19 protein-coding genes and 1 riboswitch are annotated in these 18,244 nt (G+C 65.8%); of the genes, 12 read left to right on the forward strand and 7 right to left on the reverse strand.

Going from position 1 to position 18,244, the window contains the following annotated elements:
- Nucleotides 1-217: 217 nt before the first annotated feature.
- From tig to clpX, 3 genes are all read left to right on the forward strand, one after another.
- On the forward strand, nucleotides 218-1,711 hold the full coding sequence (tig, locus tag L2D01_04170) for a trigger factor (protein ID WBQ10981.1): 1,494 nt from the start codon (nucleotides 218-220) through the stop codon (nucleotides 1,709-1,711).
- Nucleotides 1,712-1,809: 98 nt separating this feature from the next.
- Complete coding sequence (locus L2D01_04175; GenBank protein ID WBQ10982.1) at nucleotides 1,810-2,442, forward strand: ATP-dependent Clp protease proteolytic subunit; 633 nt, start codon at nucleotides 1,810-1,812, stop codon at nucleotides 2,440-2,442.
- A 254-nt stretch (nucleotides 2,443-2,696) separates the two neighbouring features.
- Entirely contained in the window at nucleotides 2,697-3,971 is a 1,275-nt protein-coding gene (gene clpX / locus L2D01_04180; GenBank protein ID WBQ10983.1) for an ATP-dependent Clp protease ATP-binding subunit ClpX, read from the forward strand.
- A gap of 55 nt (nucleotides 3,972-4,026) precedes the next feature.
- On the opposite strand, the gene L2D01_04185 is transcribed toward clpX, so the two are convergent.
- Together L2D01_04185 and L2D01_04190 are read right to left on the reverse strand one after the other, a co-directional pair.
- On the reverse strand, nucleotides 4,027-4,593 hold the full coding sequence (locus L2D01_04185; GenBank protein ID WBQ10984.1) for an HNH endonuclease: 567 nt from the start codon (nucleotides 4,591-4,593) through the stop codon (nucleotides 4,027-4,029).
- Nucleotides 4,594-4,825: 232 nt separating this feature from the next.
- Nucleotides 4,826-5,485 (reverse strand): dienelactone hydrolase family protein, encoded by a 660-nt coding sequence (locus tag L2D01_04190; protein ID WBQ10985.1) that lies wholly within the window; start codon nucleotides 5,483-5,485, stop codon nucleotides 4,826-4,828.
- A gap of 134 nt (nucleotides 5,486-5,619) precedes the next feature.
- Between L2D01_04190 and gluQRS the strand changes: the two genes are divergently transcribed.
- Nucleotides 5,620-6,501 (forward strand): tRNA glutamyl-Q(34) synthetase GluQRS, encoded by an 882-nt coding sequence (gene gluQRS, locus L2D01_04195; GenBank protein ID WBQ10986.1) that lies wholly within the window; start codon nucleotides 5,620-5,622, stop codon nucleotides 6,499-6,501.
- Entirely contained in the window at nucleotides 6,498-7,055 is a 558-nt protein-coding gene (locus L2D01_04200) for a TetR family transcriptional regulator (GenBank protein WBQ10987.1), read from the forward strand. The genes gluQRS and L2D01_04200 overlap by 4 nt, the downstream gene beginning before the upstream one ends.
- Here the strand turns inward: L2D01_04200 and L2D01_04205 are convergent.
- Nucleotides 7,052-7,465: a hypothetical protein gene (locus L2D01_04205; GenBank protein WBQ10988.1), complete on the reverse strand. Its 414-nt coding sequence runs from the start codon at nucleotides 7,463-7,465 to the stop codon at nucleotides 7,052-7,054. The two genes, L2D01_04200 and L2D01_04205, sit on opposite strands and share 4 nt — an antisense overlap.
- A 144-nt stretch (nucleotides 7,466-7,609) precedes the next feature.
- Between L2D01_04205 and L2D01_04210 the strand changes: the two genes are divergently transcribed.
- Together L2D01_04210 and L2D01_04215 are read left to right on the forward strand one after the other, a co-directional pair.
- Nucleotides 7,610-8,188 carry a GNAT family N-acetyltransferase gene (locus L2D01_04210; protein WBQ10989.1) on the forward strand — a complete coding sequence of 193 codons (579 nt, stop codon included), beginning with the start codon at nucleotides 7,610-7,612 and terminating at the stop codon, nucleotides 8,186-8,188.
- Entirely contained in the window at nucleotides 8,185-9,327 is a 1,143-nt protein-coding gene (locus tag L2D01_04215) for an EAL domain-containing protein (protein WBQ10990.1), read from the forward strand. The genes L2D01_04210 and L2D01_04215 overlap by 4 nt, the downstream gene beginning before the upstream one ends.
- Nucleotides 9,328-9,331: 4 nt before the next feature.
- Here L2D01_04215 and rnhA read toward each other — a convergent pair whose 3' ends face one another.
- From rnhA to ispH, 3 genes are read right to left on the reverse strand one after another with little or no spacing between them, the layout of a single operon-like run.
- A complete protein-coding gene (gene rnhA / locus L2D01_04220; protein ID WBQ10991.1) occupies nucleotides 9,332-9,793 on the reverse strand; it encodes a ribonuclease HI in 462 nt (153 codons plus the stop codon).
- The gene (locus tag L2D01_04225) at nucleotides 9,790-10,218 is read right to left on the reverse strand and encodes a DUF1801 domain-containing protein (GenBank protein WBQ10992.1); all 429 of its coding nucleotides are present in this window, start codon (nucleotides 10,216-10,218) and stop codon (nucleotides 9,790-9,792) included. Before L2D01_04225 ends, rnhA begins: the two co-directional genes overlap by 4 nt.
- On the reverse strand, nucleotides 10,218-11,162 hold the full coding sequence (gene ispH / locus L2D01_04230) for a 4-hydroxy-3-methylbut-2-enyl diphosphate reductase (protein ID WBQ10993.1): 945 nt from the start codon (nucleotides 11,160-11,162) through the stop codon (nucleotides 10,218-10,220). The genes L2D01_04225 and ispH overlap by 1 nt, the downstream gene beginning before the upstream one ends.
- A 157-nt stretch (nucleotides 11,163-11,319) precedes the next feature.
- Here ispH and L2D01_04235 point away from each other — a divergent pair, with 157 nt between their 5' ends.
- Nucleotides 11,320-11,910 (forward strand): hypothetical protein, encoded by a 591-nt coding sequence (locus L2D01_04235; GenBank protein ID WBQ10994.1) that lies wholly within the window; start codon nucleotides 11,320-11,322, stop codon nucleotides 11,908-11,910.
- 9 nt (nucleotides 11,911-11,919) lie between these two features.
- Nucleotides 11,920-13,683, forward strand: a complete 1,764-nt coding sequence (gene argS, locus L2D01_04240; GenBank protein ID WBQ10995.1) for an arginine--tRNA ligase — start codon at nucleotides 11,920-11,922, stop codon at nucleotides 13,681-13,683.
- A 1-nt stretch (nucleotide 13,684) separates the two neighbouring features.
- Here argS and L2D01_04245 read toward each other — a convergent pair whose 3' ends face one another.
- Complete coding sequence (locus L2D01_04245) at nucleotides 13,685-15,694, reverse strand: winged helix-turn-helix domain-containing protein (protein WBQ10996.1); 2,010 nt, start codon at nucleotides 15,692-15,694, stop codon at nucleotides 13,685-13,687.
- Between the two features lie 227 nt (nucleotides 15,695-15,921).
- Between L2D01_04245 and L2D01_04250 the strand changes: the two genes are divergently transcribed.
- The 3 genes from L2D01_04250 to gcvH all read left to right on the forward strand — a co-directional run bounded on the left by L2D01_04250 (nucleotide 15,922) and on the right by gcvH (nucleotide 18,233).
- Nucleotides 15,922-16,239, forward strand: coding sequence for a UrcA family protein (locus tag L2D01_04250; GenBank protein WBQ10997.1), 318 nt, complete (start codon nucleotides 15,922-15,924; stop codon nucleotides 16,237-16,239).
- A gap of 230 nt (nucleotides 16,240-16,469) precedes the next feature.
- Nucleotides 16,470-16,560: riboswitch (glycine riboswitch) on the forward strand.
- A 181-nt stretch (nucleotides 16,561-16,741) separates the two neighbouring features.
- Nucleotides 16,742-17,842 (forward strand): glycine cleavage system aminomethyltransferase GcvT, encoded by a 1,101-nt coding sequence (gene gcvT, locus L2D01_04255; protein WBQ10998.1) that lies wholly within the window; start codon nucleotides 16,742-16,744, stop codon nucleotides 17,840-17,842.
- 25 nt (nucleotides 17,843-17,867) lie between these two features.
- On the forward strand, nucleotides 17,868-18,233 hold the full coding sequence (gene gcvH, locus L2D01_04260; GenBank protein WBQ10999.1) for a glycine cleavage system protein GcvH: 366 nt from the start codon (nucleotides 17,868-17,870) through the stop codon (nucleotides 18,231-18,233).
- The last annotated feature ends 11 nt before the right edge of the window (nucleotides 18,234-18,244 follow it).

Below are 18,244 nucleotides of genomic sequence, written 5' to 3' on the forward strand. Positions count from 1 at the left end.
GGGGACTGGCAGCGCGTCGCAACATGTGTGTTTTCGCGGCACACGCAGGCCCTTCGGTCCTGACTGACCCCCGTTGCGCACGGAAAATCCCCGTGACATAACGCGCGCTCGCTTCTAAAGCGGGCGTGACCGGACCGGCGCATCGCCCGCGCCTGTCCCTGTTGAACGCCTTGGCGCAATGCTGACGGCCCCCAAAATCACGAAGGCCCTTTACCTCATGAACGTCCAAGAGAAATCCTCTGAAGGTCTGTCGCGCACGTTCGAAGTGGTGGTTCCCGCCTCCGACCTCGAAAAGAAGCTCGCCGCCAAGATCGAGGAGATCCGCCCCGAGGTGCGCCTGAAGGGCTTCCGTCCGGGCAAGGTGCCTGCGGGCCATATCCGCAAGATGTTCGGCGCGTCGATCATGGGCGATATCCTTCAGGAAATCGTGCCCGAAGCGACGCAGAAGACGCTGGACGAGCGCAATCTGCGCCCGGCCTCCCAGCCCAATATCGAGGTGAAGTCCGACGCCGACGACGTCCTGAAAAAGGGCTCCGATTTCGCCTTCCAGATCGCCGTCGAAGTGATGCCGGAGTTCGAGCCGGTTGATCCCAAGACCCTGTCAGTGACCCGTCCGACGGCGCCGGTGGGCGACGACCAGGTGGATGAGGCGCTGGGCGAGCTGGCCCGTCAGGCCCAGGCCTATGAGCCCAAGGCCAAGACCGCCAAAGCCGCCGATGGCGACAAACTGGTGATCGATTTCGTTGGCATGATCGATGGCGAAGCGTTTGACGGCGGCACGGCGGAAGACGCTGAGCTGGTGATCGGCTCAGGCCAGTTCATCCCCGGCTTTGAAGAGCAGCTGGTCGGCGTGAAGGCCGGCGACAAGCTCGACGTGAAGGTGACTTTCCCGGAAGCCTATCAGGCCGCTCATCTGGCGGGCAAGGCGGCGGTGTTCGCCACCACGGTCAAGGAAATTCAGGCCCCGGCCGAAAGCGCCATTGATGATTCGCTGGCAGAGCGCCTGGGCCTTGAGAGCCTGCAGTCGCTCAAGGACCTGCTGGTCAAGCGCTTCGAGACCGAGCACGCGCAAGCCTCGCGCATGAAGGTCAAACGCTCCCTGCTCGACCAGCTGGACGAGGCCCATAACGGCATCGACCTGCCCGGCCGCATGGTGGAACAGGAATTTGAGTCCATCTGGCGTGAAGTCGAGCAGGCCATCAAATCGGGCGAGCTGGATGACGAGGACAAGGAAAAGTCCGAGGACGAGCTGAAAGCCGATTACGGCAAGATCGCCGAGCGCCGCGTGCGTCTGGGCCTGGTGCTGGCCGAAATCGGCCGCAAGGCCCGCGTGGACGTCACCCAGGAAGAGATCGCCCGGGCGGTGAACCAGGAAGCCGGACGCTATCCGGGCCAGGAGCGCCAGGTGGTGGAGTTCTACCAGAAGAACCCGGGCGCCCTGCAGTCCCTGCGCGCGCCGATCTACGAAGAAAAAGTGGTCGATTACATCCTTGAGCTCGCCGATGTGAGCGAGGTGGAAATCACCCGCGAGGCGCTGTTCTCCGACGAGGATGAGGCCCCGGCCAAAAAGGCCCCGGCCAAGAAGAAGGCGGCGCCCAAGAAAGCCGCCGCCAAGGCCGATGCTGACGAGGGCGCTGAGAAGGCTCCGGCCAAGAAGAAGGCTCCCGCTAAGAAGGCTCCCGCTAAGAAGGCCGCCGCCAAAAAGGACTAGCGGCTGCCATCGCCGGTTTGCGGTCCGGCGCCCGCCGCCTAGAGTAGCGCAGCGGGCCGGCCGGTCTGCAGCGCCCATCCGAATGCACGGAGCCGAACATGCGTGACGACCCGCAGGACGTGATGATGAACCTGGTGCCCATGGTGGTCGAACAGACCGCGCGGGGCGAGCGGGCCTACGACATCTATTCGCGCCTGCTCAAAGAACGCATCGTCTTCGTCACCGGCGTGGTCGAGGATCATATGGCCTCCCTGATGGTGGCGCAGCTTCTGTTCCTCGAATCGGAAAACCCGAAAAAAGAAATCGCCATGTACATCAACTCGCCGGGCGGGTCGGTGAGCGCGGGTCTGGCGATCTATGACACCATGCAATACATCCGCTGCCCCGTGGCGACGGCTTGCGTCGGCATGGCGGCCTCTATGGGCTCGCTGCTGCTGGGCGCCGGCGCCAAGGGCATGCGCTTCGCCACGCCGAACGCGCGAATCATGCTGCACCAGCCCTCGGGCGGTTTCCGCGGCAACACCGCTGATATCGAGCGCCACGGCGAAGATATCCTGAAAATCAAGCGGCGGATGAACGGGATTTACGTCAAACACACCGGCCAGGATCTGGCCGTGGTGGAGAAAACGCTCGACCGCGACACCTTCATGGACGCCGAAGAGGCCATGAAGTTCGGCCTGATCGACCACGTGTACGAAAAGCGTGGCGGGGCTGAGGGCGCCGAATCTTAAGGCCATTTGCGGTAAATTGAGGCTGGTGCGGGCTGCGCAAAAGCGGCGCCGTGCAGTTTTGCGCGCTTGATCGCAGGCGCGGGCGTGTGTTCGTATAGGAATGGAAACGTTTCGCTAAGGTCCGGCCCTGATCTTGCTTGAGACGCAAAAGTGCGACTCAAGCCGGCCCGGACCGGGCCTGGCGCGCGTCGCGCAGAGGGGCCGCATGTGGATTGCACGATCCGCACGGCGAGGCCGGACCGACTGGAGCAGGCATGACCAAGGCGACAACAGGCGACGGAAAGAGCACGCTGTATTGCTCGTTCTGCGGCAAGAGCCAGCATGAGGTCCGCAAGCTGATCGCCGGGCCGACCGTGTTCATTTGTGATGAATGCGTCGAGCTGTGCATGGACATCATCCGCGAGGAGAACAAGACCTCGCTGGTGAAATCCAAGGAAGGCGTGCCGTCTCCGCAGGAAATCTATCAGGTGCTTGAGGACTATGTGATCGGCCAGGGCCACGCCAAGCGCGTGCTCTCGGTGGCGGTGCACAATCACTACAAGCGCCTCAATCACGCCGGCCAGAACGGCGATGTCGAGCTGTCCAAATCCAACATCCTGCTGGTCGGCCCGACGGGCTGCGGCAAGACGCTGCTGGCCCAGACGCTGGCGCGCATCCTGGATGTGCCCTTCACCATGGCCGACGCCACCACGCTGACCGAAGCGGGTTATGTCGGCGAGGATGTGGAGAACATCGTCCTGAAACTGCTGCAGGCGGCCGATTACAATGTCGAGCGCGCCCAGCGCGGCATCGTCTATATCGACGAAATCGACAAGATCAGCCGCAAGTCCGACAATCCGTCCATCACCCGCGACGTGTCGGGCGAGGGCGTGCAGCAGGCGCTGCTGAAAATCATGGAAGGCACGGTCGCCTCCGTGCCGCCCCAGGGCGGGCGCAAGCATCCGCAACAAGAATTTTTGCAGGTGGACACGACCAATATCCTGTTTATCGTCGGCGGCGCGTTTGCGGGACTTGAGAAGATCATCGCCCTGCGCGGCAAGGGCTCGGCTGTCGGCTTCGGCGCCGATGTGCGCGATCCCGATGCCCGCCGTCAGGGCGAGGTTCTCAAAGAGGTGGAGCCCGACGATCTGCAGCGCTTCGGCCTGATCCCTGAATTTGTCGGCCGCCTTCCGGTGATCGCCACGCTGGAAGATCTCGACGAGTCAGCGCTGATCCAGATCCTGACAGAGCCCAAGAACGCGCTCGTGAAGCAGTATCAACGCCTGTTCGAGATGGAGGGCGTCGGCCTGTCCTTCACCGAGGACGCGCTGGCGGCCATCGCCCACCGCGCCATCGCCCGCAAGACCGGCGCGCGCGGCCTGCGCTCGATCATGGAGGGCATTCTGCTCGACACCATGTTCGAACTGCCCGGCCTCGACGGTGTTGAAGAGGTGGTAGTCAACGCCGAAGTCGTCACCGGCGCCGCGACCCCGCTGCACATCTATTCCAAGAAGCATCAGGCCCAGGCGGCGCCGCAAAAGGGCGCCTGATCCTCACCGGTTTCATTGAAACAGCACATTGCGGCGGTCCCTATTGGGACCGCCGTCAGCTTTCCAGTTCGACATCCCAGTAGAGATAATCCAGCCAGCTCTCGTGCAGATACTTGGGCGGGAAGCGGCGGCCCTGGGCCTGCAGCTGATGCATGTTCGGCCGCTCGGCCGGCCGGTGCAGGGGCATCTTGGCCTCGCGCGGCGTGCGTCCGCCCTTTTTCAGATTACACGGCGCGCAGGCGGTGGCGATATTGTCCCACGTGGTGCGTCCGCCATAGGCGCGCGGGATCACGTGATCAAAGGTCAGCAAATCCAGCTTGTCCGTGCCGCAATACTGGCAACGGAAACCGTCGCGCAGGAACAGGTTGAAGCGGGTAAAGGCCGGCGGGCGGTCCTGGCTGATATAGTCGCGCAGCGCCACGACAGACGGCGCCGGCAGGGAGACGCTGGGCGAGCGGATCAGCGTGTCATACTCAGACACGATGTCGACGCGCTCCAGGAACACCGCCTTGATCGCCTCCTGCCAGGGCCAGGTGGACAGCGGATAGTAGGAGAGGGGCTGGTAGTCCGCATTGAGGACGAGACAGCGCAGGTCTTCAGGAGCGGTTCTGAACACCCGCATCACACCCTCCACAAGGGCGAGACGCGCGGGGTGTCCGCGGCAGTCAACGGGCCAGTGGCCCCGTATGATGCCAAAGGCGTCCTGAAGACGCGTCTCCTTCAAACCAGACGCCGGAAATCATTGGACGAATCACCGGCGCGATCCTTTGGTCGGACGCACTCTAACCGAGGTCGTGTTACACGCCTATGACAGTGCGCTGACAGGTCTTTGATATATGGGGACGAGGCGCGCCTTAAACCAGCTTGCCGGCGAAGGCGTCCTTCAGGAAGCGCCCGCCCAGATCGAGTCCGTCCGGTCCGATGGAGTGCGGCACGCCGCCGGAGATGTGAAATTCCGCCCCGTGGCCCGCCGCCGCCAGACCCTGCGCCGCCATCAGCGTCATGCCCACGGGCAGGACCTCGTCCTGATCGCCGTGGATGAGCAATATGGGCGGTTTGCAGGTCATTTCCTGCGACAGACGCTCTGGCCCGGCCAGTGCGCCCGAATAGCCCAGGATCGCCGCCGGGGCGGTTTCACGGCGCAATCCGGCGTGCAGGGCCATCATCGTACCCTGGCTGAAGCCGATGATCGCCAGATCCGATGGCTGCAGCTCCCAGCGGTTCAGCTCCGATTTCAGGAATTGCTCGGCGCTGGCGTGGGCGCTGCGCACGCCCGATTCCATCGCCACCGGGTCGAGGCGGCTGATAGGAAACCATTGATATCCGCCGGGATAGCCCGGCACGGGTTCGGGCGCGTTGGGGCTGGCCCAGGCCACGTCCGGGAAGTCCGCCGCCCACGCTTGCGCCAGCCCCGCCAGGTCAGCGCCGTTGGAGCCATAGCCGTGAAACAGCACGACCAGTTTCTTCGCCTTGCCGCCACGGGGCGGGATGCGCGGTCCGTCAATGAGGATCATGGAAAGCGGCAGGCCTCTGTCAGCAGGATCAATCAGCCCGGATCATAGCTCGCCCGAAGGCGGTGCGAACCCCGTTACTGCGCCCGGCCTTTCAGGCCCGCGACAGGTGCGCACGGGTGCGCTAGGAAGCGGGCATGACCGGTTTTATCACCCGTTTCGCGCCGTCGCCCACCGGACGCCTGCATCTGGGCCACGCTTTCTCGGCGCTGACCGCCTTTGACGCGGCGCGGGTCGCAGGCGGAACCTGCCTCTTGCGCATCGAGGATATCGATCAGACCCGCTGCACGCCGGACTTCGAAGCGGGCATTTACGAGGATCTGGCCTGGCTGGGGCTGGGGCTGGACTGGCCGCGCCCGGCGCGCCGTCAGAGCGATTATTTTCCTGAGTATGCCCGCGCGCTGGGGCGCCTGGCTGGCGCCGGTCTCGTCTATCGCTGTTTCAAGACGCGCAAGGAGATCGCCGAAGAGATAGCGCGCGCACCTCATCATCCCGGCGAGGGGCCGGAGGGGATCATCTATCCCGGCCCGGACACGCCCATGAGCGAGGCGGAAGAGGCCGGCCGCCTGGCGCGCGGGGAGGCCTATGCCTGGCGCCTGTCGCTGCGCGCCTGCCGCGAGGCGCTCTGCGCGCGCTATGACGCGCTGGTCTTCACAGAGGAGGGCGAGGGGCCTGAGGGCGAGCATGGCGCGATCGCCGCCCGGCCGGACCTGCTGGGCGATGTGATTCTGGCGCGCAAGGATGTGGGGACGAGCTATCACCTGGCCTGTGTCCATGATGACGCGCTGCAGGGCGTCACCCATTTGATCCGGGGCCAAGATCTGTATTTCGCCACCCATTTGCACCGGCTGTTGCAGGAACTGCTCGGCCTGCCCGTGCCGGTCTGGCGCCATCACCGCCTGCTCACCGACGATACAGGCCGCCGCTACGCCAAGCGTGACCGGTCCTTGACGCTGGAGGCTTTGCGCGAGGCGGGCGCAACGCCAGAGGATATCCGGGCGCGGGTGGGGCTGTCATGAGCCAGGACGCGGCGAGCGGCGTGAAAGCGGACGCCCGTCGGGCCGAGCTGGTCAGCCGGCTTGCTGACACCCTGCTGGCCGATGGCCTGGCGGCGGCCAGCCTGCGCTCGCTGGCACGGGCGGCGGGCACCAGTGACCGGATGCTGCTGTATTATTTTCCCACCAAAGAGTCGCTCATGACCGCCGCACTGGTGCATCTCGCCGGTCGGCTGGAAGCGGCGCTGAGCGAAGCGGCGGCGCCATCGCGCGCTCCGGCTGACATCCTGTTTGTGCGCGTCGGTCATCAGGTTCTGGATGACGCATTCTGGCCCTATATGCGCCTGTGGCTGGAAATCGCCGCCCGCGCCGGAGCCGGTGAGGCGCCGTACCTTGACGCGGCGCGGGTCATCGCATCGGGCTTCCTCAGCTGGATCACACACCAGCTTGATGCGCCCGCTGAACGCCATGCCGCCGACGCCGCGCGTCTGTTTGCGCAGATCGAGGGTCTGGTCATCCTCAAGGCCGCAGGGCTTGAGGAGGCCTGTGATACGGCTCTCGGCGGCGGAACGATCTAGCGGGCGCGATTAAAGACGAAGCCCAGAACCAGCGCCACGCCGGCGCCCCACAGGATCGCCGCCCCGGCGCCGGCTTGCAGCGCCAACTCAGCGCCATAGAGCGTGGGAACCCAGGCGAGCGCCAGCCCGTCCAGCAAGACCGCCGCCGCGACCACGACGCTGACCCCCAGCGCGAGATCGCTGCGGGCTAGTCCGCCGATCTTAGCGATCAGCCAGATGAACGGGGCGGTGCCCGGAATGATGAGCGCGTACAGGAGGATGCGGGCGGCGCCGTCATACACGCCCAGCGGGCCAAGCCAGCGCAGCAGCAGCGCCGCGGTCAGCCATAGGGCGGCGCCCAGTGCGGCCAGCCGGATCAGTTGTCCGGTTGAAAGCGGCAAACGTCCGGTCCGTACGGGGTGGGTCTGCATTGATGTGACCTCCAACATTTTCGTGCTCAAGTTAGCGTAATGTAGCGTCCGCTACAATATCCGTCCGGCGGCGCCCGCGCCTTGCCCTGACGGGCGGGTCAGCGTCTATTGGGGGTAGTGAGATCACGTGTATGGACGACCCCCATGGCCCTGTGGCGCGACGATAATCAGGAGCTGGTGTTGTGGGGCGAGGGCGTCCGCCTGCGTCCGCCTCACGCGGATGATTACGAGGCGTGGGCCAAGCTGCGCTATGCCAGCCGCCCCCATACCGAGCGCTGGGAGCCGGCCTGGGCGGAGGACGAGCTGACGCGCTCGGCCTACAAACGGCGGCTGCGGCGCTATCAGACCGATCTCGACAACGGAACGGGCTATCCGTTCTTCGTGTTCCGTCATGACGATGACGTACTGGTCGGCGCGTGCAATCTCAACAATGTACGGCGCGGCGTGCTGCAGGCTGCGGACCTTGGATACTGGATCGGCACGCCCTATGTGCGCCGTGGCCATGCCCGGGCGGCGGTGCGCCGGGTCCTCAACTACGCCTTCGCCACCTTGCGCCTGCACCGGGTGGAAGCTGCAACGCGGCTGGAGAATGACGCCTCGCGCGCCCTGCTGGAATCGCTGGGCTTCACCCATGAGGGGCGGGCGCGCGAGTTTCTGAAGATTCACGGCGCCTGGCGTGATCATGACCGGTTCTCGATTCTCTCGGGCGACCCGATCCGATGAGCGAGGCGGCGTTCCGCTCTGCGGCGCTGGCCGCCGGCGCGCTGGCGCTGGAATGGGACGCGGCGTCTGAAGCGCTCACCCTGTCAGGCGACGCGGCTGCCATGGGCCTGTCCGGAGTGGCCGGGGCGGGGCGGCTGGAGGCACTGGGCGAGCGGCTGGCCCCGGGGGACCGGGCCGCGCTTGAAGCGCTCGGCTCCGGGCGTGAGCTGGACGTGCGTCTGCGCCTGGTGGGCGAGGACCGGCGGCTGCGGCTTGTGCGCCTGATTGGGAAGAGCGAGGCTGGGGTATGGCGCGGCCTGATCCTGCCGGCGGGCGTGACGCCGGAGGACGGGCTTGAACGCTTGGATCTGGAAGCCGATTTGCGCGCCGCGCTGGAGGCTTGCGCGATCACTGCGCATCACCAGCCCATCGTGTCGCTCAAAGACCGTCGTCTGGCCGGGTTCGAGGCGCTGGCGCGCTGGGTGCGCCCTGACGCCAGCGTGATGCGCGCCGATGACTTCATGCCGCTGGCGCTGGAGCTCGGGCTGGCCGGGCAAATCGGGAAGGCCGTGCGGGCGGCGGCTGCGGCCGATGCAGCCGCATGGCGGGCGCTGGCGCCGGACGCGGGCGCATTGTTTGTCGCCGCGAACGCCACCGCAGGCGAGATCTGCGATCCCGGTTTCGCGGGCGCGCTGATTGCCACGGTGGAGGCGGCGGGCCTGCCCGCGAGCGCCTTCAAGCTGGAGATCACCGAGACGGAGATCATGCGCGACCCGGACGCCGCCGAGCGGGCCATGCAGGCGCTGAAATCCGCAGGGTTCTCGTTGGCGCTGGATGATTTCGGGACCGGATATTCCTCGCTGGCCCGGCTCGACCGGTTCCCGTTCGACACGGTGAAAATCGACCGCTATTTCGTGCGCGCAGCGGGCGCGGATGCCTCGGCGCGCGCCATCATCGCCTCGGTGGTGCGCATCGCCCACAGCTATTCTATGGGCGTGGTGGCCGAGGGCGTGGAGACCGAAGCGGATGCGGTTTTGTGCGCGGAGCTGGGCTGTGATCTGGCCCAGGGCTTCCGGTTTGCGCGCGCCTTGTCAGGCGACGCTGCGGGCGAGGCGGTGGTCAGCGGTGTGGCGGGGCGATTCCTAGCGCCGGGCGCCTGACCGGTCAGGCTTCCGGAGCGTCTGCCGGACCGGTGAGGGTCTTGATCGCTGCGCGCGCCAGAGCGTCGGCGCGCTCGTTTTCCGGGTGGCCGGCATGGCCCTTGACCCATTCCCAGACGATCTCGTGGCGGGCCGCCGCGGCGTCAAGACGCTTCCACAAATCCTCATTCTTCACCGGCTTTTTGGCGGATGTCCTCCAGCCATTGGATTTCCAGGCGTGCATCCAGCGCGTCACCCCGTCGCGCACATAGGTGGAATCGGTCACCAGCCGCACCCGGCAGGGCCGCTTGAGCGTCTCCAGCGCCACGATGGCGGCCATCAGCTCCATGCGGTTATTGGTGGTTTCGGCTTCAGCGCCGGACAGCTCGCGCTCCTTGCCAGCATATTCCAGCAGCGCGCCCCAGCCGCCGGGCCCGGGATTGCCCGAACAGGCGCCGTCGGTGTGGATGACCACGGTCTGGCTCAACTGGCCGTGACCTCATACTTCCCCGAAAGGTCTTTCACGCCGGCGTCTATCAGCTCGGCCAGCACGTCCAGATCGATATCGTCGAGCTTGTTGATGTAGAGGCAGGACTTGCCCATGCCATGCTTGCCGATGCGCGACAGGATCGCGCCGTAATCGGTGTAGCCGGGCATGATGTAGATGGAGTGCTTGGCCTTGCGCGGCGAAAACCCGGTAGCGAGGAAATCGCCTTCACGGCCGGTGTCATAGCGATAGTGGTACCGGCCATAGCCGATCATGACCGGCCCCCACATCACTGGGTTCCACCCTGTGACGCGGCGGAACAGGGCGTCGAGCGTGTGCGCCTCCTCGCGTTTCTGGTCGGGTTCCATAGAGGCGATGAAGGCGTCCACCGTCTGGTCGGACGGCTGGGTCTTGGCGCCGCTCATCACGCCACCTCTTTGGGCAGTTTGAACACTACATCCTCGCGCGCCACGGTCACTTCGCGAATGGTGATGGCGTAGCGCCCGGCCATCGCCGCGATCAAATCCTCGACCAGGTCCTCGGGCGCGCTGGCGCCGGCCGAAACGCCCAGCGTGGTCACGCCGTCAAGCCAGTTCCAGTCAATCTCCTCGGCGCTGGGGACCAGATGCGCGGCGCGCGCGCCGGCTTTCAGCGCTACTTCAACCAGACGCACCGAATTGGATGAGTTGGGCGCCCCCACCACCAGCACCAGGTCGGCATCCGCGCCTATGGCTTTGACCGCCGCCTGACGGTTGGTGGTGGCGTAGCAGATGTCTTCCTTGTGCGGCGACGCCATGGCGGGAAAGCGCGCCTGCAGGGCGGCGACGATCTCGGCTGTGTCGTCCACCGACAAGGTGGTCTGGGTGACAAAGGCCAGATTGCCGGGATCGCGCGGGGTGAAGGCTTGCGCGTCGGCCACAGTCTCGATCAGGTGAATGGCGCCCTCGGGCAGCTGGCCCAGTGTGCCGATCACCTCGGGGTGGCCGGCATGGCCGATGAGCAGGATTTCCTTGCCCGCCTTGTGATGTCGTTCGGCTTCCACATGGACTTTGGAGACCAGCGGGCAGGTCGCGTCGACATAAAGCAGGCTGCGCCGCGCCGCCTCGTCGGGCACACGCTTGGGCACGCCGTGGGCGGAAAACACCACCGGGCGATCGTCCGGGCACTCGTGGAGCTCCTTGACGAACACCGCGCCCATGGCTTTCAGCCGGTTGACCACATGCTTGTTGTGCACGATCTCGTGGCGGACATAGACCGGTGCGCCGTAGCGCTCGAGCGCCTTCTCGACGATCTGGATCGCCCGGTCCACACCGGCGCAAAAGCCGCGCGGGGCGGCGAGCAAAACGGTCAAAGCGGTCTTGGCGGTCATGGCGGTCCTCTGTCAGCCGGCGCGGGCGGGCGTTGCCCTTCGCGCGCGCGCGTCGTAGAGACGTCTACCAGACCCGGCCCGCCCCGCAAGGGTGCGCCGGAGGATGTCATCGGCGGCGCCGCCCGGCGCCGCGCTCTCAGGTCCGGGACTTTTCGTCATGCGTTTCGCCGTCATCAGCCTCGCCGCCGCCGCCCTGACCCTCTCCGGCTGCCAGGGAGTGCGCGAATCGCTGAGCGGACCGCAGCCCAATCCGGGACCGTGTCCGAACGCCCTGTCGCTGTATGACGCGCATCGGATCGTCAATTTCTCCGGTTCCGAAATCGTCTATGGGAATGTGGGCTTCACCGGCGAAGTGCTCAACGTGGTCAGCACCTGCACCTATACGGACCGCTCGGCGACCCCGATCGAGATGGAAATGGGCATGCGCCTGGGTTTCGGCCGCGGCCCGGCGGCGGTGGGTGACAGCCATTCCTATGAGCTGTTCATCACGGTGGTGCGCCTTGATACGCAGCGCAATGTGGTGGGCGTGATCCACCGGGAGAATTTCACGGTCACTGCAAATTTCCCGGCCGGCTCTGACCGTGTGGAGATGGTCGAGGAATTTTCGTCGATCCGCATTCCGCGCGCCGACGGCGACACGTCGGGCGCCAATTTCCAGGTTCTGGTCGGGTTTGAGCTGACCGATGAGCAGCTGGAATTCAACCGGTCCGGAATGCGCTTCCGCGTCACCGCTGGCCAGGACGGCTAGGGCGCCCCCATGACGTCTCTTGTTGAAGAGCTGACGGGTGCGGTCTCGGCCGCGTTCGAGGCGGCAGGCCTGCCGCGCGAGCTGGGCGGCGTGATCGAGAGCGACCGCCCCGATCTCGCCCCCTATCAGTGCAATGGCGCGCTGGCTGCCGCGAAGGCGGCGAAGGCCAATCCGCGCGCTCTGGCGGCCTCCATCGCCGAGCACCTCAAGGCGGCGCGGCCGGACCTTGCGGTCGAGATCGCAGGGCCGGGCTTTCTCAATCTCGTTCCGCCGCCGGCGCTCTATGCAGGCCGGGCGAACGCGCTGGCCGCCGATACGCGCACGGGCGCGCGCACAGCGCCAGCGCCGCTCAAAGTGATGATTGATTTTGGCGGGCCCAATGTGGCCAAGCCGATGCATGTGGGCCATTTGCGCTCCAGCGTGATCGGCGACAGCCTGCAGCGCCTGATGCGCTTCCTTGGCCACAGCGTGACCAGCGACATCCATCTAGGCGACTGGGGCCTGCAGATGGGCCAGCTGATCACTGAGCTGGAGGATGAGCAGCCGGACCTGCCTTACTTCGACGCCGGTTTTTCAGGGCCTTACCCTGAGGCGGCGCCGGTCACCATTGATGATCTGGCCCGGCTTTATCCGCAGGCGAGCGCCAAGGGCAAGGCCGACCCGGCGCGTCAGGAACGCTCGCGTCAGGCCACGGCGGAGCTGCAGGCCGGACGGCCGGGATACCGCGCCCTGCTGCGCCATTTCATCTCGGTTTCCATTGCGGCGCTGAAGGTGGATTTCGACGATCTCGGCGTTCATTTCGACCTGTGGAAGGGTGAAAGCGACGTCAATGATCTGATTGCGGACATGGTCGCCGACCTGTGCAAGCGGGCCATCGCCGAGGAAAGCGACGGCGCGCTGGTCATCCGCGTGGCGCGCGAGGACGACAAGAAGGAGCTGGCGCCGCTTATCCTGGTCAGCTCGCAAGGCTCGGCGCTCTACGCCACCACAGACCTCGCCACCATTCTGGAGCGCCGCCGCGAGCTGGATCCCGATCTGATCCTCTACGTGGTCGATCTGGGCCAGTCGGACCATTTCGAGCAGGTCTTCCGCGCCGCGGTCAAAGCCGGCCTGGCGCAAGAGGGCGGGCTGGAGCATGTGAAGTTCGGCACGGTGAACGGCCCGGATGGCAAGCGCCTGCGCACCCGCGATGGCGGCACTTTCCGGCTGGCTGACCTCATTGAGCAGGCCCGCGAGCGCGCCCGCGCGCGCCTGACCGAGGCGGGGCTGGGAACTGAGTTGTCACCGGAGGCCTTCGAGGATGTGGCGCGCAAGGTGGCCAATGCGGCCATCAAATTCTCCGACCTGCAGAATGTGCGCACCACCAATTACGTGTTTGATCTGGACCGGTTTGTCAGCTTCGAGGGCAAGACCGGGCCGTACCTGCTGTATCAGGCCGTGCGCATCGGCTCGCTCTTGCGCAAGGCCGAAGGTGAGGGGCTGAAAGTTGGCCCGGTGCAGATCAGCCATGACGCCGAGGCTGCGCTGGTGCGCCGGCTGGACGGGTTCGACGCGGCGGTGCATCGGGCCGAAGCCGGGCGCGCGCCGCACATATTGTGCGAGCACGCCTTCAACCTCGCCCAAACCTTTTCCGCCTTCTACACCCAGTGCCCGATCCTGCCGGAGAAGGACGAAGCCAACCGCGCGAGCCGCCTCACCCTCGCGCGCACCACGCTGACTCAGCTGCGAACCGTGCTGGGCCTGATCGGTCTGGATGTGCCGGAACGGATGTAGTTCAGGCCGGCGGTGGGCAGCGCACCAACGGCGGCGCGGGGTCGGGCAAGGATCCGCCAGCCGCTTCTAGCGCCGCAGCCAGATGCGGCAGGCGGCGGCGGTCCAGACTCGGATAAAACAACATCTCGCGTGATGCGCCCGGCAAGCCCGGGGTGTCGATAGCAGCAAGGCGGGCATAGGCGGCGTCTTCATTACCCAGCATTTCATGCACGTAGAAGGCATGAATGCGGGCTCTGGGTTCGTCGATGATCATCTGGCCCATCTCGGCGACCCGGGCCCCGTCGCCCTCCGCGCAGATCTGGCGCAATTCACTGAACATCTTAGCAAATCGACCCAGATCGCTGCTTTGGATACGCACGTTGACAGCCTGCGCCTCATCCAGCGCACCCACGCGCAACAGAGCGGGATGGGCCTCGATCAGCGCAAAGCCTTCAAACGGCGCCTGTTGCAGCGTGCGGCGCGCGAGATCGGCCGCAAGTTCAAAGTCACGGGCCTTTGTCGCATGCTGGATGAGGAAGGCTCGATGGTAGGCGTCGACGTCTGGCAGCAGGCTGTCCAGACGCCGCACAACTTCCTGCGCCTGATCGAATTGCCCAAGCATTACAAGCGTGTTCGAGTAATCGAACCACCGATCCACGTCATTGGGGCGGTCTGCGAGATAATCAGCGTAGGCCGAAGCCGCGTCGGCCAGGTTGAACAGCTCCTGATCGCGCCTGGCGCGATAGGCAGCGGCCTCGGGACCATCGCGCGCGCTGCGGATGGCTGCCTCCATTAGGGCTGTGAATTCACGGCGATAGGCCTCGCCCGTGTCAGGGTTTTCGCGCATCACCAGCGAGGGCGTGTTCTCGTAACGGTAGATGACTGCCGCGGCGGCGTGGGCGTCCGCAAAATCGGGATCTATGGAGCGCGCCCTCGCCATCAGCTCCCCGGCGCGGCCCCAGTTCTGCGGAGCGCCGGTGCGCGAGAACTCGCGCATGGCTGCCTGACCGCGCAGGTACGCCTCATAGGCGGCGATCGAATCGGTTCCGGCTGTGACCATGGCGGCCAGGGCGTCCGGGTTCAGCGATGTGTCGAGCAGCCGGGCCACATCCGTGGAGATGTCGGCCTGTATGTCAAGAATGCTACCAAGCGGCCGGTCATAACGTTGCGACCAGATTTGCACCCCGTCCTGCGCCGCGATCAACGAAACGGTGACGCGAAGGGTCTCGTCTTCCACCCGGACCGCGCCCTCCAGAAGGTGCGCGACCCCCAAAGTTCGGCCGATATCCGCAGGCGCGCCCCCCGAGGCCGTCGCTGCCTCGCTGGCGCGGCGCGACGCGACGCGCAAGTCGGGCATGCGGGTGAGCGCGTTGGTGACCTCCTCGGCCAGGCCGGCTGCGAACCAGTCAATATCCGCCCCCGGGCTCAGATTCTCGAAACCGACGACCGCGACTGAACGATTGACTTGCGGGGTGCCGGATGGCTGAAGGAGGATTGTGGCGAGCATCGCGGTCAGCATCAGCGCAGAGGCGGCCAGCGCGGCCGGGGCCAGCCGCCGCAAGCCGGGCTTGTTCCCGGCCAAATCTGAGTCAGGCCCGCCCTGATCCGGTACGGCTGCCGGAACCGGCCGGGCAGCGACATCGAACGCGCCTGATTGGAGTGCAGCGCCGGGAGCTGTTGTTGAGACCGGCGCGATGAAGCGGTATCCGCGCCCATGCTCGGTTTTGATCCAGACGGGCCGGCGCGCATTGTCGCCCAGCGCTTTACGAAGCTCCTTGACTGCGGTCGTGAGCACCGAGTCGGATACAGCCATACCGTCCCAGACCTCCTCGATCAGCTCGGCCTTGGTCACCAGCCGCATGGGCCGGCGCATCAGCGCCACCAAAAGCCTGAAGGCGCGGCCGCCGAGCGGCGCCGGAGCGCCATTCAGCCTCACCGTTGCATCTTTCACATCGACACTCAGCCGACCGGCGGCGATGAAATAGTTCGCCTGCGCGGCGCCGCCGCCAGTCTCTGGGTCATCGCTCGCCAAGGTGTGCCCCAACTCCGCCTGAGTGCCATTCTAACGCATTCCCGCGATTGCGCATGCATTCAGGCGCCTCAGAACTCCGGAAAAATAGATTTAAGATCAGTGCCTTGTGTTTTCTCAGGAAGTTCTCAGGTTTTCGGCAGGATCAAATCCGGTGCGTCGGACAGTGTCATGGCCGTCGCAAGGACGTGCTGTCGGCCCGTTCAAGACTGAACCACAGGAGACGATCAATGACCCGCATTCAGGCTCTCATTGCCGCCGCTGTCGCCACGGCTGCGCTTACGCTTAACGCGCCAGCCCAGGCCCAGGAATTCGAGTTCGAATACGAAACCTGGCAGCTCAACAGCGTGGAAGGCCGCGCCAACGTGCTCAACATGCTGGAGCGCCGTGTGCGCGCCTACTGCGCGGTTGCTGACGCCCGCACGCTGCTGGCCCGGCGTATCGCCGAAGATTGCCAGGAGCGCACCTTGGCCCGCGCGGTGGAGCAGATTGGCGACGCCCGCGTTCTGGCACTTCACCGGCAGCGCGCGCTGACCCGCGAGGCCTGAACCTCCTGCCCCGATTCCGGTTCCTGGCGAACCCCGAGTCGTCCGGACCGGAGGGCCGGAGCGCGAAGCTGACGCAATCCGGCCGGCGAGCCGCGAACGAAGCCCGTCAGGCTCCGTTCGCGGCTCGATGCGCTTGCATCCCGCATCCCCGATTGACTCGACTCCGTGTCTGGCTAGTTTGGCGCGTCGGTCGCGAGCGCCGGGAGGCGGGCGGGATCGGGCATGCATGAAGGCCCCCTGCGGGAGAGACCGGCCAAAGACGCCGGCGCCGAAGGCGCAACCGCCCCGGAAACGCTCAGGCGACAGGACCGCAGGATGATGGCCGACGCTGGAAAGCGGGCGCGGAGGCATGTCATCCGCCGCCCCACCGAAGGAGCAATGCGCCGCAGGCCAAAGGTCTGTGGACGCAGGAATCTCTCAGGTCTCGGGACAGCGGGGGCGCATACGGTTCCGGTTCTTGCCGGATCGTAGCCGCCAACCCGCGCTTGAGGATTCTGACGAGATGGCCGACGACGCAAGCCTTCAAAAGACCCCGCTTTACGATCTCCATGTGGAGCTCGGCGCGCGCATGGTGCCGTTCGCGGGCTACGCCATGCCTGTGCAGTACGAAGGTGTGATGGCCGAGCATAATCACACCCGCGCAGCCGCCGGCCTGTTCGACGTCTCCCATATGGGCCAGGCGCGCGTGTCCGGTGATGAAACCGCCTTCGAGGCTCTGGTCACCGCCGATCTCGGCGCGCTGGGCGCAGGCGAGCAGAAATACACGCTCCTGCTCAATGATGAGGGCGGGATCATGGACGATCTGATGATCTCCCGGCCGGACGATGGCGATCTGTTCATGGTGGTCAACGCCGCGTGCAAGGATAGCGACTTCGCCCACATGCGCACGCGCTTCGGGTCGCGCGCCGGGCTTCACGAACTGAAAGACCGCGCGCTGCTGGCCCTGCAGGGGCCGCAGGCGGGCGCGGTGATGGCCGAACTGTGCCCGGACGCGGCCAAGCTTGTGTTCATGCAGGCGGGGGCGTTCAGCCTGGCGGGCTTTGACGTGCTCATCTCGCGCTCGGGCTATACCGGCGAGGACGGGTTCGAGATTTCAGTGCGCGCGAGCGAGGCTGACGCGCTGGCGCGCCGGCTGCTGGGTGATGAGCGGGTGAAGCCCATCGGCTTGGGCGCGCGCGATTCGCTGCGCCTTGAAGCCGGCTTGTGCCTCTATGGCCATGACATGGACGAGACCATCACGCCTGTTGAGGCGAGCCTTGTGTGGGCGCTGGCCAAATCGCGCCGCGAGCGGGCCGATTTCCCCGGCGCCGCGCGCATCCTGGCCCAGCTGGAAGCTGGCCCGGAGAAGAAGCGCGTCGGCATTCTGCCCGGCGACCGCGCCCCGGCGCGTGAAGGCACGGAGATCGTTGTGGGCGGCGAAACGGTCGGGGTGATCACCTCGGGCGGGTTTGGTCCCACCGTGGGCGGACCGGTCGCCATGGGTTATGTCCGCGCCGATCTCGCCAAACCCGGCCAGTCCATCGAGCTGATGGTGCGCGGCAAATCGCGCCCGGCCGAGATCGCCAAAACCCCGTTTGCGCCGCACCGTTTCTATCGCGGCTGACCTGATTGTCTGGAGGAGACGCACCATGACCACCCGCTACACCAAGGACCATGAATGGATCCGCATCGATGGCGATTTCGCCATTGTTGGCATCACCGCCTACGCCGCCGAGCAGCTGGGCGATGTGGTGTTTGTCGAGCTGCCCGAAATCGGCAAGACCCTGTCCCAGGGCGATGAAATGGCCGTTGTGGAAAGCGTCAAGGCGGCCTCGGAGGTTTACGCCCCGGCCTCCGGCGAGATCGTCGCGGTCAATGACGCGCTGGAAGGCACGCCGGCCATGGTGAACGAGGCGCCCGACGGCGCGGGCTGGTTTGTGAAACTGAAACTGTCCGACCCGGCCCAGCTTGAGGCCATGATGGACGAAGCTGCCTACAAGGCGCACACGAGCTAGAAGGGTCTGAC

It is taken from the genome of Hyphomonadaceae bacterium ML37 (assembly GCA_027627685.1).
Taxonomy (GTDB): domain Bacteria; phylum Pseudomonadota; class Alphaproteobacteria; order Caulobacterales; family Maricaulaceae; genus Oceanicaulis.

Excerpts from the sequence above, each read along its gene's own strand:
- tig (WBQ10981.1), top strand. The coding sequence starts at position 218 with ATGAACGTCCAAGAGAAATCCTCTGAAGGTCTGTCGCGCACGTTCGAA.
- L2D01_04175 (WBQ10982.1), top strand. The coding sequence starts at position 1,810 with ATGCGTGACGACCCGCAGGACGTGATGATGAACCTGGTGCCCATGGTG.
- clpX (WBQ10983.1), top strand. The coding sequence starts at position 2,697 with ATGACCAAGGCGACAACAGGCGACGGAAAGAGCACGCTGTATTGCTCG.
- L2D01_04185 (WBQ10984.1), bottom strand. The coding sequence starts at position 4,593 with ATGCGGGTGTTCAGAACCGCTCCTGAAGACCTGCGCTGTCTCGTCCTC.
- L2D01_04190 (WBQ10985.1), bottom strand. The coding sequence starts at position 5,485 with ATGATCCTCATTGACGGACCGCGCATCCCGCCCCGTGGCGGCAAGGCG.
- gluQRS (WBQ10986.1), top strand. The coding sequence starts at position 5,620 with ATGACCGGTTTTATCACCCGTTTCGCGCCGTCGCCCACCGGACGCCTG.
- L2D01_04200 (WBQ10987.1), top strand. The coding sequence starts at position 6,498 with ATGAGCCAGGACGCGGCGAGCGGCGTGAAAGCGGACGCCCGTCGGGCC.
- L2D01_04205 (WBQ10988.1), bottom strand. The coding sequence starts at position 7,465 with ATGCAGACCCACCCCGTACGGACCGGACGTTTGCCGCTTTCAACCGGA.
- L2D01_04210 (WBQ10989.1), top strand. The coding sequence starts at position 7,610 with ATGGCCCTGTGGCGCGACGATAATCAGGAGCTGGTGTTGTGGGGCGAG.
- L2D01_04215 (WBQ10990.1), top strand. The coding sequence starts at position 8,185 with ATGAGCGAGGCGGCGTTCCGCTCTGCGGCGCTGGCCGCCGGCGCGCTG.
- L2D01_04225 (WBQ10992.1), bottom strand. The coding sequence starts at position 10,218 with ATGAGCGGCGCCAAGACCCAGCCGTCCGACCAGACGGTGGACGCCTTC.
- ispH (WBQ10993.1), bottom strand. The coding sequence starts at position 11,162 with ATGACCGCCAAGACCGCTTTGACCGTTTTGCTCGCCGCCCCGCGCGGC.
- L2D01_04235 (WBQ10994.1), top strand. The coding sequence starts at position 11,320 with ATGCGTTTCGCCGTCATCAGCCTCGCCGCCGCCGCCCTGACCCTCTCC.
- argS (WBQ10995.1), top strand. The coding sequence starts at position 11,920 with ATGACGTCTCTTGTTGAAGAGCTGACGGGTGCGGTCTCGGCCGCGTTC.
- L2D01_04250 (WBQ10997.1), top strand. The coding sequence starts at position 15,922 with ATGACCCGCATTCAGGCTCTCATTGCCGCCGCTGTCGCCACGGCTGCG.
- gcvT (WBQ10998.1), top strand. The coding sequence starts at position 16,742 with ATGGCCGACGACGCAAGCCTTCAAAAGACCCCGCTTTACGATCTCCAT.
- gcvH (WBQ10999.1), top strand. The coding sequence starts at position 17,868 with ATGACCACCCGCTACACCAAGGACCATGAATGGATCCGCATCGATGGC.